The 14,967-nt window shown below is 55.1% G+C and carries 15 protein-coding genes; 11 read left to right on the top strand and 4 right to left on the bottom strand.

Translation table 11 applies throughout. From position 1 onward, the window contains the following. Window positions 1-13 precede the first annotated feature (13 nt). Window positions 14-1,303 carry a uracil permease gene (gene uraA, locus M2374_RS06860; RefSeq protein WP_181688885.1) on the top strand — a complete coding sequence of 430 codons (1,290 nt, stop codon included), beginning with the start codon at window positions 14-16 and terminating at the stop codon, window positions 1,301-1,303. A gap of 95 nt (window positions 1,304-1,398) precedes the next feature. Continuing rightward, on the top strand, window positions 1,399-2,100 hold the full coding sequence (locus M2374_RS06855; RefSeq protein WP_212726261.1) for a DnaA inactivator Hda: 702 nt from the start codon (window positions 1,399-1,401) through the stop codon (window positions 2,098-2,100). A 33-nt stretch (window positions 2,101-2,133) separates the two neighbouring features. Here M2374_RS06855 and arsC read toward each other — a convergent pair whose 3' ends face one another. Together arsC and bepA are read right to left on the bottom strand one after the other, a co-directional pair. Beyond that, entirely contained in the window at window positions 2,134-2,493 is a 360-nt protein-coding gene (gene arsC, locus M2374_RS06850) for an arsenate reductase (glutaredoxin) (protein ID WP_181688886.1), read from the bottom strand. Window positions 2,494-2,616: 123 nt separating this feature from the next. Then, window positions 2,617-4,080, bottom strand: coding sequence for a beta-barrel assembly-enhancing protease (bepA, locus tag M2374_RS06845; protein WP_181617573.1), 1,464 nt, complete (start codon window positions 4,078-4,080; stop codon window positions 2,617-2,619). 227 nt (window positions 4,081-4,307) lie between these two features. Here bepA and M2374_RS06840 point away from each other — a divergent pair, with 227 nt between their 5' ends. From M2374_RS06840 to iadA, 4 genes are all read left to right on the top strand, one after another. Next, a complete protein-coding gene (locus tag M2374_RS06840) occupies window positions 4,308-5,372 on the top strand; it encodes an AI-2E family transporter (protein WP_096756194.1) in 1,065 nt (354 codons plus the stop codon). A gap of 166 nt (window positions 5,373-5,538) precedes the next feature. Then, entirely contained in the window at window positions 5,539-6,198 is a 660-nt protein-coding gene (locus M2374_RS06835; RefSeq protein ID WP_117343530.1) for a nucleoside recognition domain-containing protein, read from the top strand. Between the two features lies 1 nt (window position 6,199). Next, the gene (locus M2374_RS06830) at window positions 6,200-6,661 is read left to right on the top strand and encodes a YjiG family protein (protein WP_115257801.1); all 462 of its coding nucleotides are present in this window, start codon (window positions 6,200-6,202) and stop codon (window positions 6,659-6,661) included. An 11-nt stretch (window positions 6,662-6,672) separates the two neighbouring features. Continuing rightward, the gene (gene iadA / locus M2374_RS06825) at window positions 6,673-7,836 is read left to right on the top strand and encodes a beta-aspartyl-peptidase (RefSeq protein ID WP_181688887.1); all 1,164 of its coding nucleotides are present in this window, start codon (window positions 6,673-6,675) and stop codon (window positions 7,834-7,836) included. A 107-nt stretch (window positions 7,837-7,943) separates the two neighbouring features. Here iadA and bcp read toward each other — a convergent pair whose 3' ends face one another. After that, the gene (gene bcp, locus M2374_RS06820) at window positions 7,944-8,414 is read right to left on the bottom strand and encodes a thioredoxin-dependent thiol peroxidase (protein WP_181617570.1); all 471 of its coding nucleotides are present in this window, start codon (window positions 8,412-8,414) and stop codon (window positions 7,944-7,946) included. Further along, entirely contained in the window at window positions 8,414-8,986 is a 573-nt protein-coding gene (locus tag M2374_RS06815) for a glycine cleavage system transcriptional repressor (RefSeq protein WP_003037954.1), read from the bottom strand. The genes bcp and M2374_RS06815 overlap by 1 nt, the downstream gene beginning before the upstream one ends. 145 nt (window positions 8,987-9,131) lie before the next feature. On the opposite strand from M2374_RS06815, the gene dapA reads away from it, so the two are divergent. The 5 genes from dapA to M2374_RS06790 all read left to right on the top strand — a co-directional run bounded on the left by dapA (window position 9,132) and on the right by M2374_RS06790 (window position 14,912). Next, a complete protein-coding gene (gene dapA, locus M2374_RS06810) occupies window positions 9,132-10,010 on the top strand; it encodes a 4-hydroxy-tetrahydrodipicolinate synthase (protein ID WP_096756200.1) in 879 nt (292 codons plus the stop codon). A 16-nt stretch (window positions 10,011-10,026) separates the two neighbouring features. Continuing rightward, on the top strand, window positions 10,027-11,061 hold the full coding sequence (gene bamC / locus M2374_RS06805) for an outer membrane protein assembly factor BamC (RefSeq protein ID WP_181617569.1): 1,035 nt from the start codon (window positions 10,027-10,029) through the stop codon (window positions 11,059-11,061). Window positions 11,062-11,171: 110 nt separating this feature from the next. Continuing rightward, complete coding sequence (gene purC / locus M2374_RS06800; protein ID WP_096756202.1) at window positions 11,172-11,885, top strand: phosphoribosylaminoimidazolesuccinocarboxamide synthase; 714 nt, start codon at window positions 11,172-11,174, stop codon at window positions 11,883-11,885. Window positions 11,886-12,014: 129 nt separating this feature from the next. Further along, window positions 12,015-12,881 carry a neutral zinc metallopeptidase gene (locus M2374_RS06795; RefSeq protein ID WP_117343535.1) on the top strand — a complete coding sequence of 289 codons (867 nt, stop codon included), beginning with the start codon at window positions 12,015-12,017 and terminating at the stop codon, window positions 12,879-12,881. A 15-nt stretch (window positions 12,882-12,896) separates the two neighbouring features. Further along, a complete protein-coding gene (locus M2374_RS06790; RefSeq protein WP_181688888.1) occupies window positions 12,897-14,912 on the top strand; it encodes a tRNA(Met) cytidine acetyltransferase TmcA in 2,016 nt (671 codons plus the stop codon). Window positions 14,913-14,967: the final 55 nt, after the last annotated feature.

Genomic DNA, 14,967 nt, shown 5'->3' with positions numbered 1-14,967 from the left:
AGAGGAAAACACTATGACGCGCCGTGCTATCGGGGTGAGTGAAAGACCGCCGCTTTTACAGACAATCCCGCTTAGTTTGCAGCACCTGTTCGCCATGTTTGGCGCCACGGTACTGGTGCCAGTCCTGTTTCATATCAACCCGGCAACCGTCCTGCTGTTCAACGGGATTGGCACGCTGCTGTATCTCTTTATCTGTAAGGGGAAAATCCCTGCTTATCTGGGGTCCAGCTTTGCCTTTATCTCTCCGGTACTGCTGCTGCTGCCGTTAGGGTATGAAGTGGCGCTCGGTGGCTTCATTATGTGCGGCGTGCTGTTCTGCCTGGTTTCTTTCATCGTGAAGAAAGCCGGTACCGGCTGGCTGGATGTGATGTTCCCGCCTGCGGCAATGGGCGCAATCGTTGCCGTCATTGGTCTGGAACTGGCGGGTGTTGCGGCGGGGATGGCAGGCTTGCTGCCCGCTGAAGGACAAATGCCGGACTCTAAAACCATTATCATTTCGATGGTGACGCTGGGCGTAACGGTATTTGGTTCGGTACTGTTCCGCGGCTTTATGGCGATTATCCCGATTCTGATTGGCGTGCTGGCGGGTTATGCACTGTCGTTTGTGATGGGCGTTGTGGATACCACGCCGATCGCCGAAGCCCACTGGTTTGCGCTGCCGACCTTCTACACTCCGCGCTTTGAATTGGTGGCTATTCTGACTATCCTGCCTGCGGCGCTGGTGGTGATTGCCGAACACGTAGGACACCTGGTGGTGACCGCCAATATCGTGAAGAAAGATTTGATTCGCGATCCCGGCTTGCACCGTTCGATGTTCGCCAACGGCCTGTCGACGGTGATCTCCGGCTTCTTTGGTTCCACGCCTAACACCACCTACGGTGAGAACATCGGCGTAATGGCCATTACCCGCGTGTACAGCACCTGGGTCATTGGCGGAGCCGCCATTTTTGCCATTCTTCTCTCTTGCGTGGGCAAGCTGGCCGCCGCGATTCAGATAATCCCGCTGCCGGTTATGGGCGGCGTCTCACTGCTGTTGTACGGGGTGATTGGTGCGTCCGGTATCCGCGTGTTGATCGAATCAAAAGTTGATTACAACAAAGCGCAAAACCTGATCCTGACCTCGGTGATTCTGATCATCGGTGTGAGCGGTGCGAAGGTGCACATTGGTGCGGCTGAGCTGAAAGGCATGGCGCTGGCGACCATTGTCGGCGTTTGCCTGAGCCTGATTTTCAAAGTCATTAGTCTGCTGCGTCCGGAAGAAGTCGTTCTCGACGCTGAAGATGCTGACAGACCGCAACACTAAGTCTCTGACCGGGTGGCATCGCTGCCCGGTTCTATCGCGACGTATTTCTGTGGTAAACTCAACGCGATTTTATGCAATCCTGGGTTGAGGTATCTCTGAACACACCGGCACAGCTCTCTTTGCCACTTTATCTTCCTGACGATGAAACCTTCGCAAGTTTCTGGCCGGGGGATAACTCCTCTTTACTGGCCGCGCTGCAAAACGTGCTGCGTCAGGAACATAGCGGGTATATCTATCTCTGGTCGCGTGAAGGCGCGGGCCGTAGTCATTTGCTGCACGCAGCCTGCGCCGAGCTTTCTCAGCGCGGGGATGCCGTCGGCTATGTCCCGCTGGATAAGCGTACGTGGTTCGTACCGGAAGTGCTTGATGGCATGGAACATCTCTCGCTGGTGTGCATTGATAACATTGAATGCGTGGCCGGGGATTCCCTGTGGGAAATGGCGATCTTCGATCTCTACAACCGCATTCTGGAATCAGGGAAAACGCGCCTGCTGATCACTGGCGATCGTCCACCAAGACAGCTTAATCTCGGACTGCCGGATCTGGCTTCTCGTCTGGATTGGGGGCAAATCTACAAACTTCAGCCGCTCTCGGATGAAGATAAGCTTCAGGCATTGCAATTACGAGCCAGATTGCGCGGATTCGAACTGCCGGAGGACGTGGGCCGCTTCCTGCTAAAGCGTCTGGATCGCGAAATGCGCACGTTGTTTATGACCCTGGATGAGCTGGATCATGCGTCGATCACCGCTCAGCGCAAGCTGACTATTCCGTTCGTTAAAGAGATTCTGAAGCTGTAAGCACCGCAGCCGGAAAGACTGCGGTGCATCACATTAGCCGACGATATCCAGCACCTGCTCCGGCGGACGCCCAATTCGCGCCTGGCCGTTGGCCACCACAATCGGACGTTCCATTAGTTTCGGGTTTTCCACCATCGCCTGAATCAGCGCCTCTTCACTCAGAGTCTCGTCCGCCAGGTTGAGCGATTTATAGAGATCTTCTTTCTGGCGCATCAGCTCACGCGCGCTGGACATGCCCAGCATCTGCAGCAGATTACGCAACGTTGCCGCGTCTGCGGGAGTGTCGAGATACAGCACTACTTTCGGCGCAACACCGTTAGACTTCAGTAATTCAAGCGTCTCACGGCTCTTTGAACAACGTGGATTATGGTAGATTTTAATCGCATCTGACATGACTTCTCCTTGCATAGCAATACTGCCGGATGGCGGCCAAAAGGCCTTATCCGGCCTACATACCGCGTCTGGCGTAGGCCGGATAAGACGCAATAGCGTCGCCATCCGGCAAGGGTTCGATAATTACATCTTCGTATAGGGTTTAAAGCGCTCTTGTAGCTGGCGTAGCTGATCGATACGGGCATCGTACCTTGCCTGCTGCTGGCTTCCCAGTTTCACCTGTGAACTTGCGCTGCTGAGCATAGAAATAGCCTGGTCGAGACGCCCCGCCAGCGCATAACCTTCCGCGCGCGCCGCCAGTTCCTGATCGCGGTTATTCAGCGTTGCTTCCGTTTGTGCTAACAGATCCCAGCCGTTGCCGTCATCCTTATAATTAAACGTATAACGATTCAGGATGGTGGCGGCCTCTTTGGCCTGACTGGCCTGTAAATAGGCATTCGCCAGGTTAAGCTGCAATACCGGGTTAACGCGCAAGTCGCGGGCGTTTTTCAGGCGGTTAATTGCCTCGCTGGTTTTCTTCTGACCGAGATCGATATCGGTCGCCAGGTCAAGATACCAGGCGTTGTTCGGATCGGCAGCCAGCAGCGGTTGTAGCGCCTTACGCGCCTCGTCGTATTTACTGGCTTCCATGGCCTGCAACGCACGACCGTATTGCGCTGCGCGCTGTTCGCGGACGTTGCCTTTCGCCCAGTTATCCAGCAGGTCGCTGCCCAACTGGTTGCGACCCGAGTTATACATGCCGAGGGTTCGCGCTTTTGCCAGGTAAAAATCTTCCGAGGATTGCACCACCGTCGGACGCATCTGGTTAGCGCGGTTACGCGCATCCGCCAGACGGCTTTCTGGCAGGGGGTGCGTCAGCAGAATTTCAGGCGGGCGCGTGGAATAGCGCGCCTGATCGAGCAGTTTTTCCAGGAACGTCGGCATGGCCTGTGGATCAAATCCTGAGCGTTGCAGGACCTGAATACCGATACGGTCCGCTTCCTGTTCATTTTGCTGCGTAAAGCTGATCATCCCCTGACGGGTGCCGGCCAGCGTACCGGTCAGTGCTGCCATCCCCGCCTGCGGACTGGCCATCGCCAACAGAATAGAACCCAGAGCCCCCACCCAGGTCAGCGGGGCAGAGCGCTTTTGGTCTTCCATGGCGCGCGCCAGGTGACGCTGCGTAACGTGAGAAATTTCGTGCGCCATCACCGACGCCAGCTGGCTTTCGTTATCGGAATAGCGGAAAAGCGCAGAGTGCAGCACAACGTTGCCGCCAAAGAAGGCAAAGGCGTTTATTTCATCGTTATTAATCAAAAAGAAATGGAAGGGGGTTTTGACGGAGTCCGCGTGTGAGACCAGACGCATCCCCAGAGAATTAATGTATTGAGTCAGCAAAGGATCGTTAATTAACGGCGCACTGCCGCGCAGCTGGCGTACGTAATAGTCGCCCATCTGCATTTCCTGCCCGATGGAAAGCGTGCTCCCTGCTGAGGTTCCCATATCCGGTAGGGTGTCCGCAGTGTCAGCAAATGCGGGCGCGACCTGACCGATGGCCAGTGCAGCAATGAGGGTAGCAACCAGGTTTTTTTTCAACTGCCTGAACATAACCTCTGTCCTGTATTCTTTTTTGAGATAGCCATTTGACCCATGCTGTGAAGTATCGTTCACCCTCAGCCAGCTTTGGGAGTGTAACTGCGAAATTCGACGATGAACACCCAGGAAAAATGTCTTTTCACTTTGCGTAAACCGCTATAAAAAGCGAAGTCTTTTTTGTGACATTTCGATACAATTCGGGATCGCAATCCCGCTATTGAGGTTCATGGAAGGGTTTTATGCTCGAGATGTTGATGCAATGGTATCGCCGCCGCTTTAGCGACCCTGAGGCTATTGCCTTGCTGATTATTCTGGTTGCCGGTTTTGGCATCCTTTTCTTCTTTAGTGGGCTGTTAGCGCCGCTGCTGGTTGCCATTGTGCTGGCTTATCTGCTGGAATGGCCCACCGTGCGGCTGGAAAATATCGGCTGTTCAAGGCGTTGGGCGACATCCATTGTACTGGTGGTGTTCGTCGGTATTCTGCTGCTGATGGCGTTTGTGGTAATGCCGGTCGCGTGGCAGCAGGGGATCTACCTGATTCGTGATATGCCCGGCATGCTTAACAAGCTGTCTGATTTTGCCGCCACCTTGCCGCGACGGTATCCGGCGCTGATGGATGCCGGCATCATTGATGCGATGGCAGAGAATATGCGCGCGCGAATGCTCAATATGGGCGATTCCGTGGTGAAATATTCGCTGGCTTCGCTGGTCGGATTGCTGACGCTGGCGGTGTATCTGGTTCTCGTTCCGCTCATGGTGTTCTTCCTGGTGAAAGACAAAAGCCAGATGCTGAATGCCGTACGTCGGGTGCTGCCACGTAATCGCGGGCTGGCCGGGCAGGTCTGGAAAGAGATGAACCAGCAAATCACCAACTATATTCGCGGCAAAGTGCTGGAAATGGTGGTGGTAGGCGTCGCCACCTGGCTGGGCTTCCTGCTGTTTGGCCTCAACTACTCCTTGCTGCTGGCTGTACTGGTCGGTTTTTCAGTTCTGATCCCGTATATCGGTGCCTTCGTGGTGACCATCCCGGTGGTGGGCGTGGCGCTGTTCCAGTTTGGTCTCGGGACCGAGTTCTGGAGCTGCTTTGCCGTGTACCTGATCATTCAGGCGCTGGATGGCAATCTGTTAGTCCCGGTACTGTTCTCCGAAGCTGTAAACCTGCACCCACTGGTGATTATTCTGTCGGTGGTGATTTTTGGCGGGCTGTGGGGATTCTGGGGCGTATTCTTTGCTATTCCGCTGGCGACGTTAATCAAAGCAGTGGTCCATGCCTGGCCGGATGGTCAGACGATTGACGAGTCATAGACCCTGACGCCCGGCGGTGCAATGCCGCCGGGCCAGAACTTGTCTGACCTCTATACACACTTTCTGAATAATCTTCCTGGGTGTCGTTTTTCTCCGTATTAGCCTTTAACTTGACCAATGTGATGTCTTTTTGTCACACAAGGAATAAGACCAACAGGAGAAAAAAATGGGTCACAACACGCACACGCAACAAAAAGCGGGATGGGTTGGCTATCTCGCCTTTTTCGTCACTATTATCCTTTTTTCCGGCATGTTTTCGAAAAGTACCGACTGGTGGCGGGTGTTCGATTTCACCGTTCTCAACGGCGCATTTGGGCAGATAAACGCGGCAGGCGAGACGGCGGTCTCGTTTCGCGGTGCCGGCGGGATGGGCGCAAAAGATGGCTTTTTATTTGCGCTGGAACTGGCGCCCTCCGTCATTCTGTCACTTGGCATCATCTCCATTACCGAAGGCTTGGGAGGGTTGCGCGCGGCGCAGCAGCTAATGACGCCGGTCCTGCGGCCCTTACTCGGCGTTCCGGGTATTTGCTCGTTGGCGCTGATTGCGAATGTGCAAAATACCGATGCCGCAGCCGGAATGACCAAAGAGCTGGCGGAAGAGGGGATTATCACCGAGCAGGAACGCGCTATTTTTGCCTGCTGGCAAACCAGCGGTAGCGCGTGTATCACCAACTATTTTTCCTCAGGCGCGGCGCTGTTTACGATGGTTACCGTTCCGGTGATAACGCCACTGGCGGTGATCCTGGTCTTCAAATTTGTCGGCGCGAACCTGCTACGGCTGTGGATCGCGCAGCTTGAAAATCGCCGTACGCAGCAGGAGGCCTGAGATGACAACACACGTACGTAAAAATGTCATGGATATGTTCATCGATGGCGCAAGGCGCGGGTTTACCATTGCCACCACCAGCCTGTTACCGAACGTGGTGATGGCGTTTGTGATTATTCAGGCGCTAAAGGTAACGGGGTTGCTCGACGTCGTTGGCCGGGTGTGCGAACCGGTAATGGCGCTGTGGGGATTGCCGGGGGAATCCGCCACCGTGCTGTTGGCGGCGGTGATGAGTATGGGCGGCGGCGTTGGCGTTTGCGCCAGTCTGGTTGTTGCCGGTACGCTTTCAGGACATGATGCCACGGTATTGCTACCGGCCATCTACCTGATGGGCAATCCAGTGCAAAATGTCGGACGCTGTCTGGGGACTGCGGGGGTTCATCCTCGCTATTATCCGCTTATTATTGCGGTATGCGTGATTAATGCGCTGCTCTCTATTTGGGTTATGCAGGTAATTGCCTGACAAGGAAGGTTATGAACTGTTCAATTCTTGGTCTGACGCTGTTCCAGTGCGGACACGTTTACGCGCCTGATGATTTGGGGCAACAAGATATTCTGGTCGCGGGCGGAAAAATTGTCGCCATCGCGCCGTCTATCCTGGCAGATGATTTTCCCGGCTGTCAGTGTATCAATCTCGACGGCGCGATTGTGTGTCCGGGATTTATCGATCAACACGTCCATCTGATTGGTGGCGGCGGGGAGGCCGGACCGCATACCCGCACGCCAGAAGTGCGTCTGTCACGCCTGGTTGAAGCCGGCATTACCTCGGTGGTGGGATTGCTGGGCACCGATGGAATTACCCGTCATCCGGAGTCGCTACTGGCGAAAACCCGCGCGCTGGAATATGAAGGCATCAGCGCCTGGATGCTCACCGGCGCGTATTCGTTACCCTCCCCGACCATTACCGGCAGTATTGAGCGTGATGTGGCGCTGATCGACAAGGTGATTGGGGTGAAATGTGCGATTTCAGACCATCGCTCATCAGCCCCGAATACCGCGGTGCTGGCGAACATGGCGGCGCAGTCGCGCGTCGGCGGATTATTAGGGCAGAAGCAGGGGATTAGCGTCTTCCATATGGGTGACAGCCCGCGCATGCTGGAGCCGCTGTATGACGTCCTCGCGCATTCAGATGTGCCGATAACCAAACTGCTGCCAACGCATGTTAACCGCGCGGAACCGTTGTTTGAGGCCGCCTTAGCCTATGCCCGCAAAGGGGGGTATATCGACATTACCAGCAGTATTGATGAGCCCGTGGATCCGGCAACGGCCATCGCGACCGCGCTGCGCAGCGACGTTCCACTGTCCCGGATTACCTTGAGTTCAGACGGTAACGGCAGCCAGCCGGAGTTTGATGAACAGGGCAATCTGACGGGGATTGGTGTGGCCGGATTTGAATCACTGGCACACACGCTGCGCCAACTGGTGACGGTTCATGCCATTCCTCTGGAGCAGGCATTGTGTCCGCTCACGCGCACGGTCGCAGAATTTTTGGGGCTTGGGCATAAAGGACGTCTGGCGGTGGGATGCGATGCGGACATTCTGGTGCTGAGCGACGCGCTGGAAGTGAATGACCTGTGGGCGAAGGGGAAATCCGTGGTGAAAGAGAAAAAGGCGTGCGTTAAAGGGACGTTTGAGTAACCGGGCGGTTATCTGCCGGATGGCGACGCTAAAGCATCTTATCCGGCCTACGTGCGTGCATTTGTAGGCCGGATAAGGCGTTCACGCCGCCATCCGGCATTTCACGGTCAGGCGTTTTCCAGAACCCATTTCAGCACGATGTCGTGGTGATTGCTGGTTTTGAAATCATCAAACACATGTTCAATCTTGCCGTCAGCATCCACCAGGAAGCTGATGCGATGAATGCCATCATAGGTTTTACCCATAAATGACTTTTCTCCCCAGACGCCAAACTGCTCGCAAACCTGGTGATCTTCATCGGACAGGAGCGTGAAGTTAAGCACTTCCTTCTCCACGAAGCGGGAAAGCTTCTCCGGTTTATCGGTGCTGATACCCAGCACTTCCACACCGGCTTTTTTTAACTGATCCATGTTATCGCGTAAGCCACAGGCCTGTACGGTACAGCCGGGCGTCATGGCTTTCGGGTAGAAATAAACCAGAACACGCTGTCCCTGGAAGTCGGTTAAATTTACTTGTTCTCCGTCTTGATCCGGCAAGCTAAATTTCGGTGCGATATCACCGGCTTTCAGTGGGTTCATTACTTAACTCCATCCTGTTCATCATGCTGTGAGTAATTGACGACGTTAATACTGCCTTGCGCATTGAGTTCTGTACAGAGTGCTTTAAACGCATCCTCAATATTTGCCGAATCGTGTGACGCAGGGCTATGTGCGGTAATCTGAATAAACAACTGGGCAGCCTTTCCGTTCTCCGCCGGTTGGGTGCGAGAAACCAGTTCGGCAATATTCATTTGATGACTGTCGAAAAGGGCGGTAAAACGCTCAATCAAATGGGGAGAGTCAGGGACATCAACTTGCACCCATACCGTGGCGGGCATCGCCGGGCGGGGACGGGCGGTTGTACGCTTCATCACAATCAATAAATCCAGCTCTGCGCCTTTCAACGGCAAGGTTGATTCAATCAGGGTGATGGCATTCCAGGTACCAGACAACAGCATGATAAATGTAAACTCGTCACCCAGCATGGCCAGTCGGCTGTCTTCAATATTACAGCCACAACTGCTGACATGACGAGTGATGGTGTTCACAATTCCTGGGCGGTCGGCACCCAGCGCAGTAATGACCAGATAGTGTTGCGATGACGATGTCAAACCTGTTCTTCCTTTGAGCGGTGAGGTAATTATAAGGAAAGCATAAAAAAAACATGCATACAACAATCAGAAGGGCTCTGGTCGCTTGCTTTTATTGTCGTACCAAACGTACCATTGAGACACTTGTTTGCACAGAGGATGGCCCATGTTCACGGGAAGTATTGTCGCGCTTATTACGCCGATGGATGAGAAAGGTAAAGTCTGCCGGTCGAGCCTGAAAAAACTGATTGATTATCATGTCGCCAGCGGCACCTCGGCGATCGTTTCGGTTGGCACTACCGGTGAGTCCGCCACGCTGAGTCATGATGAACATGGCGATGTGGTGATGATGACGCTGGAGCTGGCCGACGGGCGTATTCCGGTGATTGCCGGAACTGGCGCCAATGCGACCGCAGAAGCCATTAGTCTGACGCAGCGTTTCAACGACAGCGGTATTGTCGGCTGCCTGACGGTGACGCCTTACTACAACCGCCCGACGCAGGAAGGTTTGTTCCAGCATTTCAAAGCCATCGCTGAACATACTGACTTGCCACAAATTCTGTATAATGTGCCGTCCCGTACTGGCTGCGATATGCTGCCGGAGACCGTGGGTCGTCTGGCGAAAGTAAAAAATATTGTCGCTATCAAAGAGGCCACAGGGAACTTAAGTCGTGTTCACCAGATCAAAGAGCTGGTTTCAGACGATTTTATTCTGCTCAGCGGTGATGACGCGACCGGGCTGGACTTTATGCAGCTCGGTGGTCATGGCGTGATTTCCGTTACCACTAACGTAGCGGCACGTGAAATGGCTGAAATGTGCAAACTGGCGGCAGAAGGGCGTTTTGCCGAGGCGCGGGTGATTAACCAGCGTTTGATGCCGTTACACAACAAACTATTTGTCGAACCCAATCCTATCCCGGTGAAATGGGCATGTAAGGAATTGGGTCTTGTGGCAACCGATACGCTGCGTCTGCCGATGACGCCAATCACGGACAATGCTCGTGATATCGTCAAAGCGGCGCTTAAGCATGCCGGTTTGCTGTAAAGTTTAGGGAGATTTGATGGCTTACTCAGTACAAAAGTCGCGCCTGGCCAAGGTTGCGGGTGTTTCGCTAGTTATGTTGCTCGCGGCCTGTAGTTCTGACTCGCGCTATAAGCGCCAGGTGAGCGGTGATGAATCCTATCTGGAGGCCGCACCGCTTGCTGAGCTTCACGCGCCAGCTGGGATGATTCTGCCGGTCACGACCGGTGATTATAACATCCCGGTAACCAACGGCAGCGGTGCTGTTGGTAAAGCGCTGGATATTCGCCCACCGGCTCAACCGCTGGCATTGGTTAGCGGTGCTCGTACCCAGATCGCAGGTGATACGGCAACGTTGCTGGTGGAGAATGGTCGTAGTAACACGCTGTGGCCGCAGGTCGTTAGCGTGATTCAGGCGAAAAACTACACCATTACCAAACGTGATGATGCCAGTCAGACGCTGACGACCGATTGGGTTGACTGGAACCGTCTTGATGAAGACGAGCAGTATCGCGGACGTTATCAAATCTCGGTTAAACCGCAGGGCTATCAGCAGGCGGTAACGGTGAAACTGGTTAACCTTGAGCAGGCCGGTAAGCCGGTGGCAGATGCTGCATCAATGCAGCGCTACAGCGCTGAGATGATGAACGTTATCTCTGCGGGTCTGGATAAGACCGCCACCGACGCCGCGAATGCCGCGCAGAGCCGCTCTGCCGCCACCATGGATGTTCAGAGCGCCGCCGATGACACCGGCTTGCCGATGCTGGTGGTACGTGGACCGTTCAACGTGGTGTGGCAGCGTCTGCCAGCAGCACTTGAGAAAGTGGGTATGAAAGTGACCGACAGTACTCGTTCTCAGGGCAGCATCGCCGTAACCTACAAACCGCTGTCCGATAGCAACTGGCAGGAACTGGGCGCGAGCGATCCGGGTCTGGTATCCGGCGACTACAAACTGCAGGTCGGTGATTTAGACAACCGCAGCAGCTTGCAGTTTATCGATCCGAAGGGACATACCCTGACGCAAAGCCAGAACGACGCGCTGGTCGCCGTCTTCCAGGCAGCATTCAGTAAGTAAAAATCAAGGGCTGGATAACTCCAGCCCTTTTTTCTGGTATGATACGCAAACGTGTGCGTCAGCAGAAAAACGCAATATTTATCGTTATTTCACACCCAGGAGTAATAAAGATGCAAAAGCAAGCTGAGCTGTATCGTGGTAAAGCGAAGACCGTATACAGCACGGAAAACCCGGACCTGTTGGTGCTCGAATTCCGCAATGATACGTCAGCAGGGGATGGCGCGCGCATCGAACAGTTCGATCGTAAAGGCATGGTGAACAATAAGTTCAACCATTTCATTATGACCAAGCTGCAAGAAGCGGGCATTCCGACCCAAATGGAGCGACTGCTATCCGATACCGAATGTCTGGTGAAAAAACTGGAGATGGTCCCGGTCGAGTGCGTGGTGCGTAACCGCGCGGCAGGTTCCCTGGTGAAGCGTTTAGGCGTTGAGGAAGGTATTGAACTGAATCCGCCGCTGTTTGATCTGTTCCTGAAAAACGATGCTATGCACGATCCAATGATTAACGAGTCCTATTGCGAAACGTTTGGTTGGGTGAGCAAAGAGAATCTGGCACGAATGAAAGAGCTGACCTACAAAGCCAACGACGTGCTGAAGAAAATGTTTGATGACGCGGGTCTGATCCTGGTCGACTTCAAACTTGAGTTTGGTTTGTATAAAGGTGAAGTGGTTCTGGGCGACGAATTCTCTCCGGACGGTAGCCGTCTGTGGGACAAAGAAACGCTGGATAAAATGGACAAAGACCGTTTCCGCCAGAGTCTGGGCGGCCTGATCGAAGCCTATGAAGCTGTCGCACATCGCCTGGGTGTGAAGTTAGACTGATCCCTTCCTGAGCCGGCGATCGCTCTCCGGCTCATCAATTCCCCCCTGGTTTGATGACTCTTTCTTATGGTAATCCTGTTCCGAACCGCCTACGATCATCATCATAATGAATAAAAAGCTGAGGTGATTATGCGCTGGCAAGGGCGTCGCGAAAGCGACAATGTAGAAGACAGACGTAACAGTTCGGGCGGCGGACCTTCTATGGGCGGGCCGGGCTTTCGTTTGCCACGTGGTAAAGGCGGCATCATCCTGCTGATTGTGGTCCTCGTTGCCGGTTATTATGGCGTCGATCTCACCGGGTTAATGACCGGCCAACCTGTTTCGCAGCAGCAATCCACGCGTTCCATCAGTCCGAATGATGATGAAGCGGCCAAATTTACCTCGGTGATCCTCGCCACGACCGAAGACACCTGGGGCCAGCAGTTTGAAAAAATGGGCCGTACTTATCAGCAGCCTAAGCTGGTGATGTACCGTGGCGCGACGCGAACCGGATGTGGAGCAGGCCAGTCAGTGATGGGGCCATTTTATTGCCCTGCGGACGGCACGGTCTATATCGATCTCTCCTTCTATGACGACATGAAAAGTAAGCTCGGTGCTGACGGTGATTTTGCTCAGGGCTATGTCATTGCCCATGAGGTTGGCCACCACGTGCAGAAACTACTAGGCATAGAACCGAAAGTTCGCCAGATGCAGCAGAATGCCTCGCAGGCGGAAGTGAATCGTCTTTCCGTGCGTATGGAGCTGCAGGCCGACTGCTTTGCTGGCGTCTGGGGCAACAGTATGCAGCAGCAGGGCGTGCTGGAAACGGGCGATCTGGAAGAAGCGCTGAACGCCGCCCAGGCAATTGGTGACGATCGCCTGCAGCAGCAGGGGCAGGGACGCGTGGTACCGGACAGCTTTACGCATGGCACCTCTGAACAGCGCTATAGCTGGTTCAAACGTGGTTTTGATAGCGGCGACCCGGCGCAATGTAATACTTTTGGCAAAGGCATTTAAGATCCTGAGGCAGGGATGTCCGATAACACCGCACTGAATGCGTTAACTGAACACATGGCCCGGGAAGGCATCCGTCGTCTGCTGATTATTAGCGGCGAGGGTCTGTGGCCTCAGGAGCGGGCGCTCGCGCTACGCAACACATTACCCGGCGACTGGCTTTGGGTGGGGGCAACGGCTCCCGCTGAACCGTACTGCACGCCGCAAGCGCTACAAACGTTACTGGGGCGTGAGTTTCGCCATGCGGTTTTTGATGCCCGTCAGGGATTTGACGCTGCGGCGTTTGCCGCCCTAAGCGGTACGCTGCGTGCCGGAAGCTGGCTGGTGCTGCTGACGCCCCCCTGGCTGACCTGGCAAACACATCCCGATGTGGATTCACTGCGCTGGAGTGATTGCGCCGAACCTATCCCTACGCCGCACTTTGTCGAACACTTTCAACGGGTGATGACCCGTGACGGACAAACCCTGCACTGGCAACAGCATCAGCCTTTTGCGCCTGGACATTTTCCCGCGCGCGCTCGCTGGCAGCCAGCCAACGGCGAGCCTCAGCCAGAGCAGGCGGTCATTTTACAGCAGCTGCTGGATATGCCGCCCGGCGTGGCGGCGGTAACCGCCGCGCGAGGCCGGGGTAAATCCGCGCTGGCCGGGCAGTTGATATCACGCATGAAGGCAAGCGCCATTGTTACCGCCCCGGCAAAAGCGGCGACGGATGTGCTGGCGCAGTTTGCCGGAGAACGTTATCGCTTTATGGCGCCAGATGCGTTACTCACCGGCAGCGAAACCGCTGACTGGTTGATTGTGGATGAAGCGGCCGCTATTCCCGCCCCGTTGCTGCATCAGCTGGTTTCGCGTTTTCCACGTGTGCTGTTGACTACCACCGTTCAGGGCTACGAGGGAACCGGCAGAGGGTTCTTATTGAAGTTCTGCGCGCGTTTCCCCCATCTTCTGCGTTATGAACTGCAGCAGCCCATCAGGTGGGCTCAGGGGTGTCCGCTGGAACAAACCGTCAGTGAGGCGCTGGTGTTCGACGATGACACTTTTTTGCATCCCCCTCAAGGCGATATCCACTTCTCCACCTTTGAGTCGACGGCCTGGCATAGCAACCCGCATCTGCCGCTGGCGGTATACCGGCTGCTCTCCGGGGCGCATTACCGTACGTCTCCACTGGATTTGCGTCGAATGATGGACGCGCCTGGCCAGCATTTTATGCAGGCATCGGCGGCTGACGCGGTGGTGGGGGCCGTCTGGTTGGTGGATGAAGGCGGCTTATCCGCTGAACTTAGCCAGGCCGTCTGGGCAGGTTATCGTCGTCCAAGAGGAAACCTGGTGGCGCAGTCACTGGCGGCGCACGGCGGCGATCCGTTGGCGGCAACGCTCATTGGGCGGCGGGTAAGCCGAATTGCGGTTCATCCTGCTCGCCAGCGAGAAGGTATCGGGCAGCAGTTGATTATGCAGGCCCAGCGTTACTCCACGCAGTGTGACTATCTGTCGGTCAGTTTTGGGTATACGGTCGAGCTATGGCGTTTCTGGCAGCGCTGTGGTTTTGTTCTGGTGCGTATGGGCAATCACCGCGAAGCCAGCAGCGGCTGCTATACCGCCATGGCGTTATTGCCCATCAGCGAGGCGGGAAAACGCCTGGCCGCAACCGAACACCTGCGCCTGCGTCGGGATGCTGACGTTCTGGCACAGTGGAACGACGAGGTGCTCCCGGTTGCGCCGCTGAAAGAGACTACGCTTAATAATGACGACTGGCAGGCGCTGGCCGGATTTGCTTTTGCACACCGACCGCTGCTCACTTCGTTAGGCTGTCTGAGTCGTCTGCTCCAGCGCAGCGAGCTACCTCTCCCGGCATTGCGCGGATGTATCGATGAGAGATGCCGCGACGCTGAACTGTGCCAGCGACTGAAGGTGTCCGGGCGTAAAGCGTTGTTGCTGGTTCAGCGGGCTGAGGCGGCGCAGGCGTTGGCCCAGATCGATGCGGAACGGACGCAACGGCTACAGAACCGCATTATGCAATGGCAATTTTTTCACTAACTTCTTCAATTTCCTGGCATGGTCATTGCGATTAAGCGGCGTAGAATTACTCTTA

The organism is Citrobacter sp. JUb117, assembly GCF_024809055.1.
GTDB lineage: Bacteria > Pseudomonadota > Gammaproteobacteria > Enterobacterales > Enterobacteriaceae > Citrobacter > Citrobacter gillenii.
This window is presented reverse-complemented; position numbering and strand designations above follow the sequence as displayed.

Excerpts from the sequence above, each read along its gene's own strand:
- bcp (WP_181617570.1), bottom strand. The coding sequence starts at position 8,414 with ATGAACCCACTGAAAGCCGGTGATATCGCACCGAAATTTAGCTTGCCG.
- purC (WP_096756202.1), top strand. The coding sequence starts at position 11,172 with ATGCAAAAGCAAGCTGAGCTGTATCGTGGTAAAGCGAAGACCGTATAC.
- M2374_RS06795 (WP_117343535.1), top strand. The coding sequence starts at position 12,015 with ATGCGCTGGCAAGGGCGTCGCGAAAGCGACAATGTAGAAGACAGACGT.
- M2374_RS06840 (WP_096756194.1), top strand. The coding sequence starts at position 4,308 with ATGCTCGAGATGTTGATGCAATGGTATCGCCGCCGCTTTAGCGACCCT.
- M2374_RS06790 (WP_181688888.1), top strand. The coding sequence starts at position 12,897 with ATGTCCGATAACACCGCACTGAATGCGTTAACTGAACACATGGCCCGG.
- arsC (WP_181688886.1), bottom strand. The coding sequence starts at position 2,493 with ATGTCAGATGCGATTAAAATCTACCATAATCCACGTTGTTCAAAGAGC.
- bamC (WP_181617569.1), top strand. The coding sequence starts at position 10,027 with ATGGCTTACTCAGTACAAAAGTCGCGCCTGGCCAAGGTTGCGGGTGTT.
- bepA (WP_181617573.1), bottom strand. The coding sequence starts at position 4,080 with ATGTTCAGGCAGTTGAAAAAAAACCTGGTTGCTACCCTCATTGCTGCA.
- uraA (WP_181688885.1), top strand. The coding sequence starts at position 14 with ATGACGCGCCGTGCTATCGGGGTGAGTGAAAGACCGCCGCTTTTACAG.
- dapA (WP_096756200.1), top strand. The coding sequence starts at position 9,132 with ATGTTCACGGGAAGTATTGTCGCGCTTATTACGCCGATGGATGAGAAA.
- M2374_RS06830 (WP_115257801.1), top strand. The coding sequence starts at position 6,200 with ATGACAACACACGTACGTAAAAATGTCATGGATATGTTCATCGATGGC.
- M2374_RS06835 (WP_117343530.1), top strand. The coding sequence starts at position 5,539 with ATGGGTCACAACACGCACACGCAACAAAAAGCGGGATGGGTTGGCTAT.
- iadA (WP_181688887.1), top strand. The coding sequence starts at position 6,673 with ATGAACTGTTCAATTCTTGGTCTGACGCTGTTCCAGTGCGGACACGTT.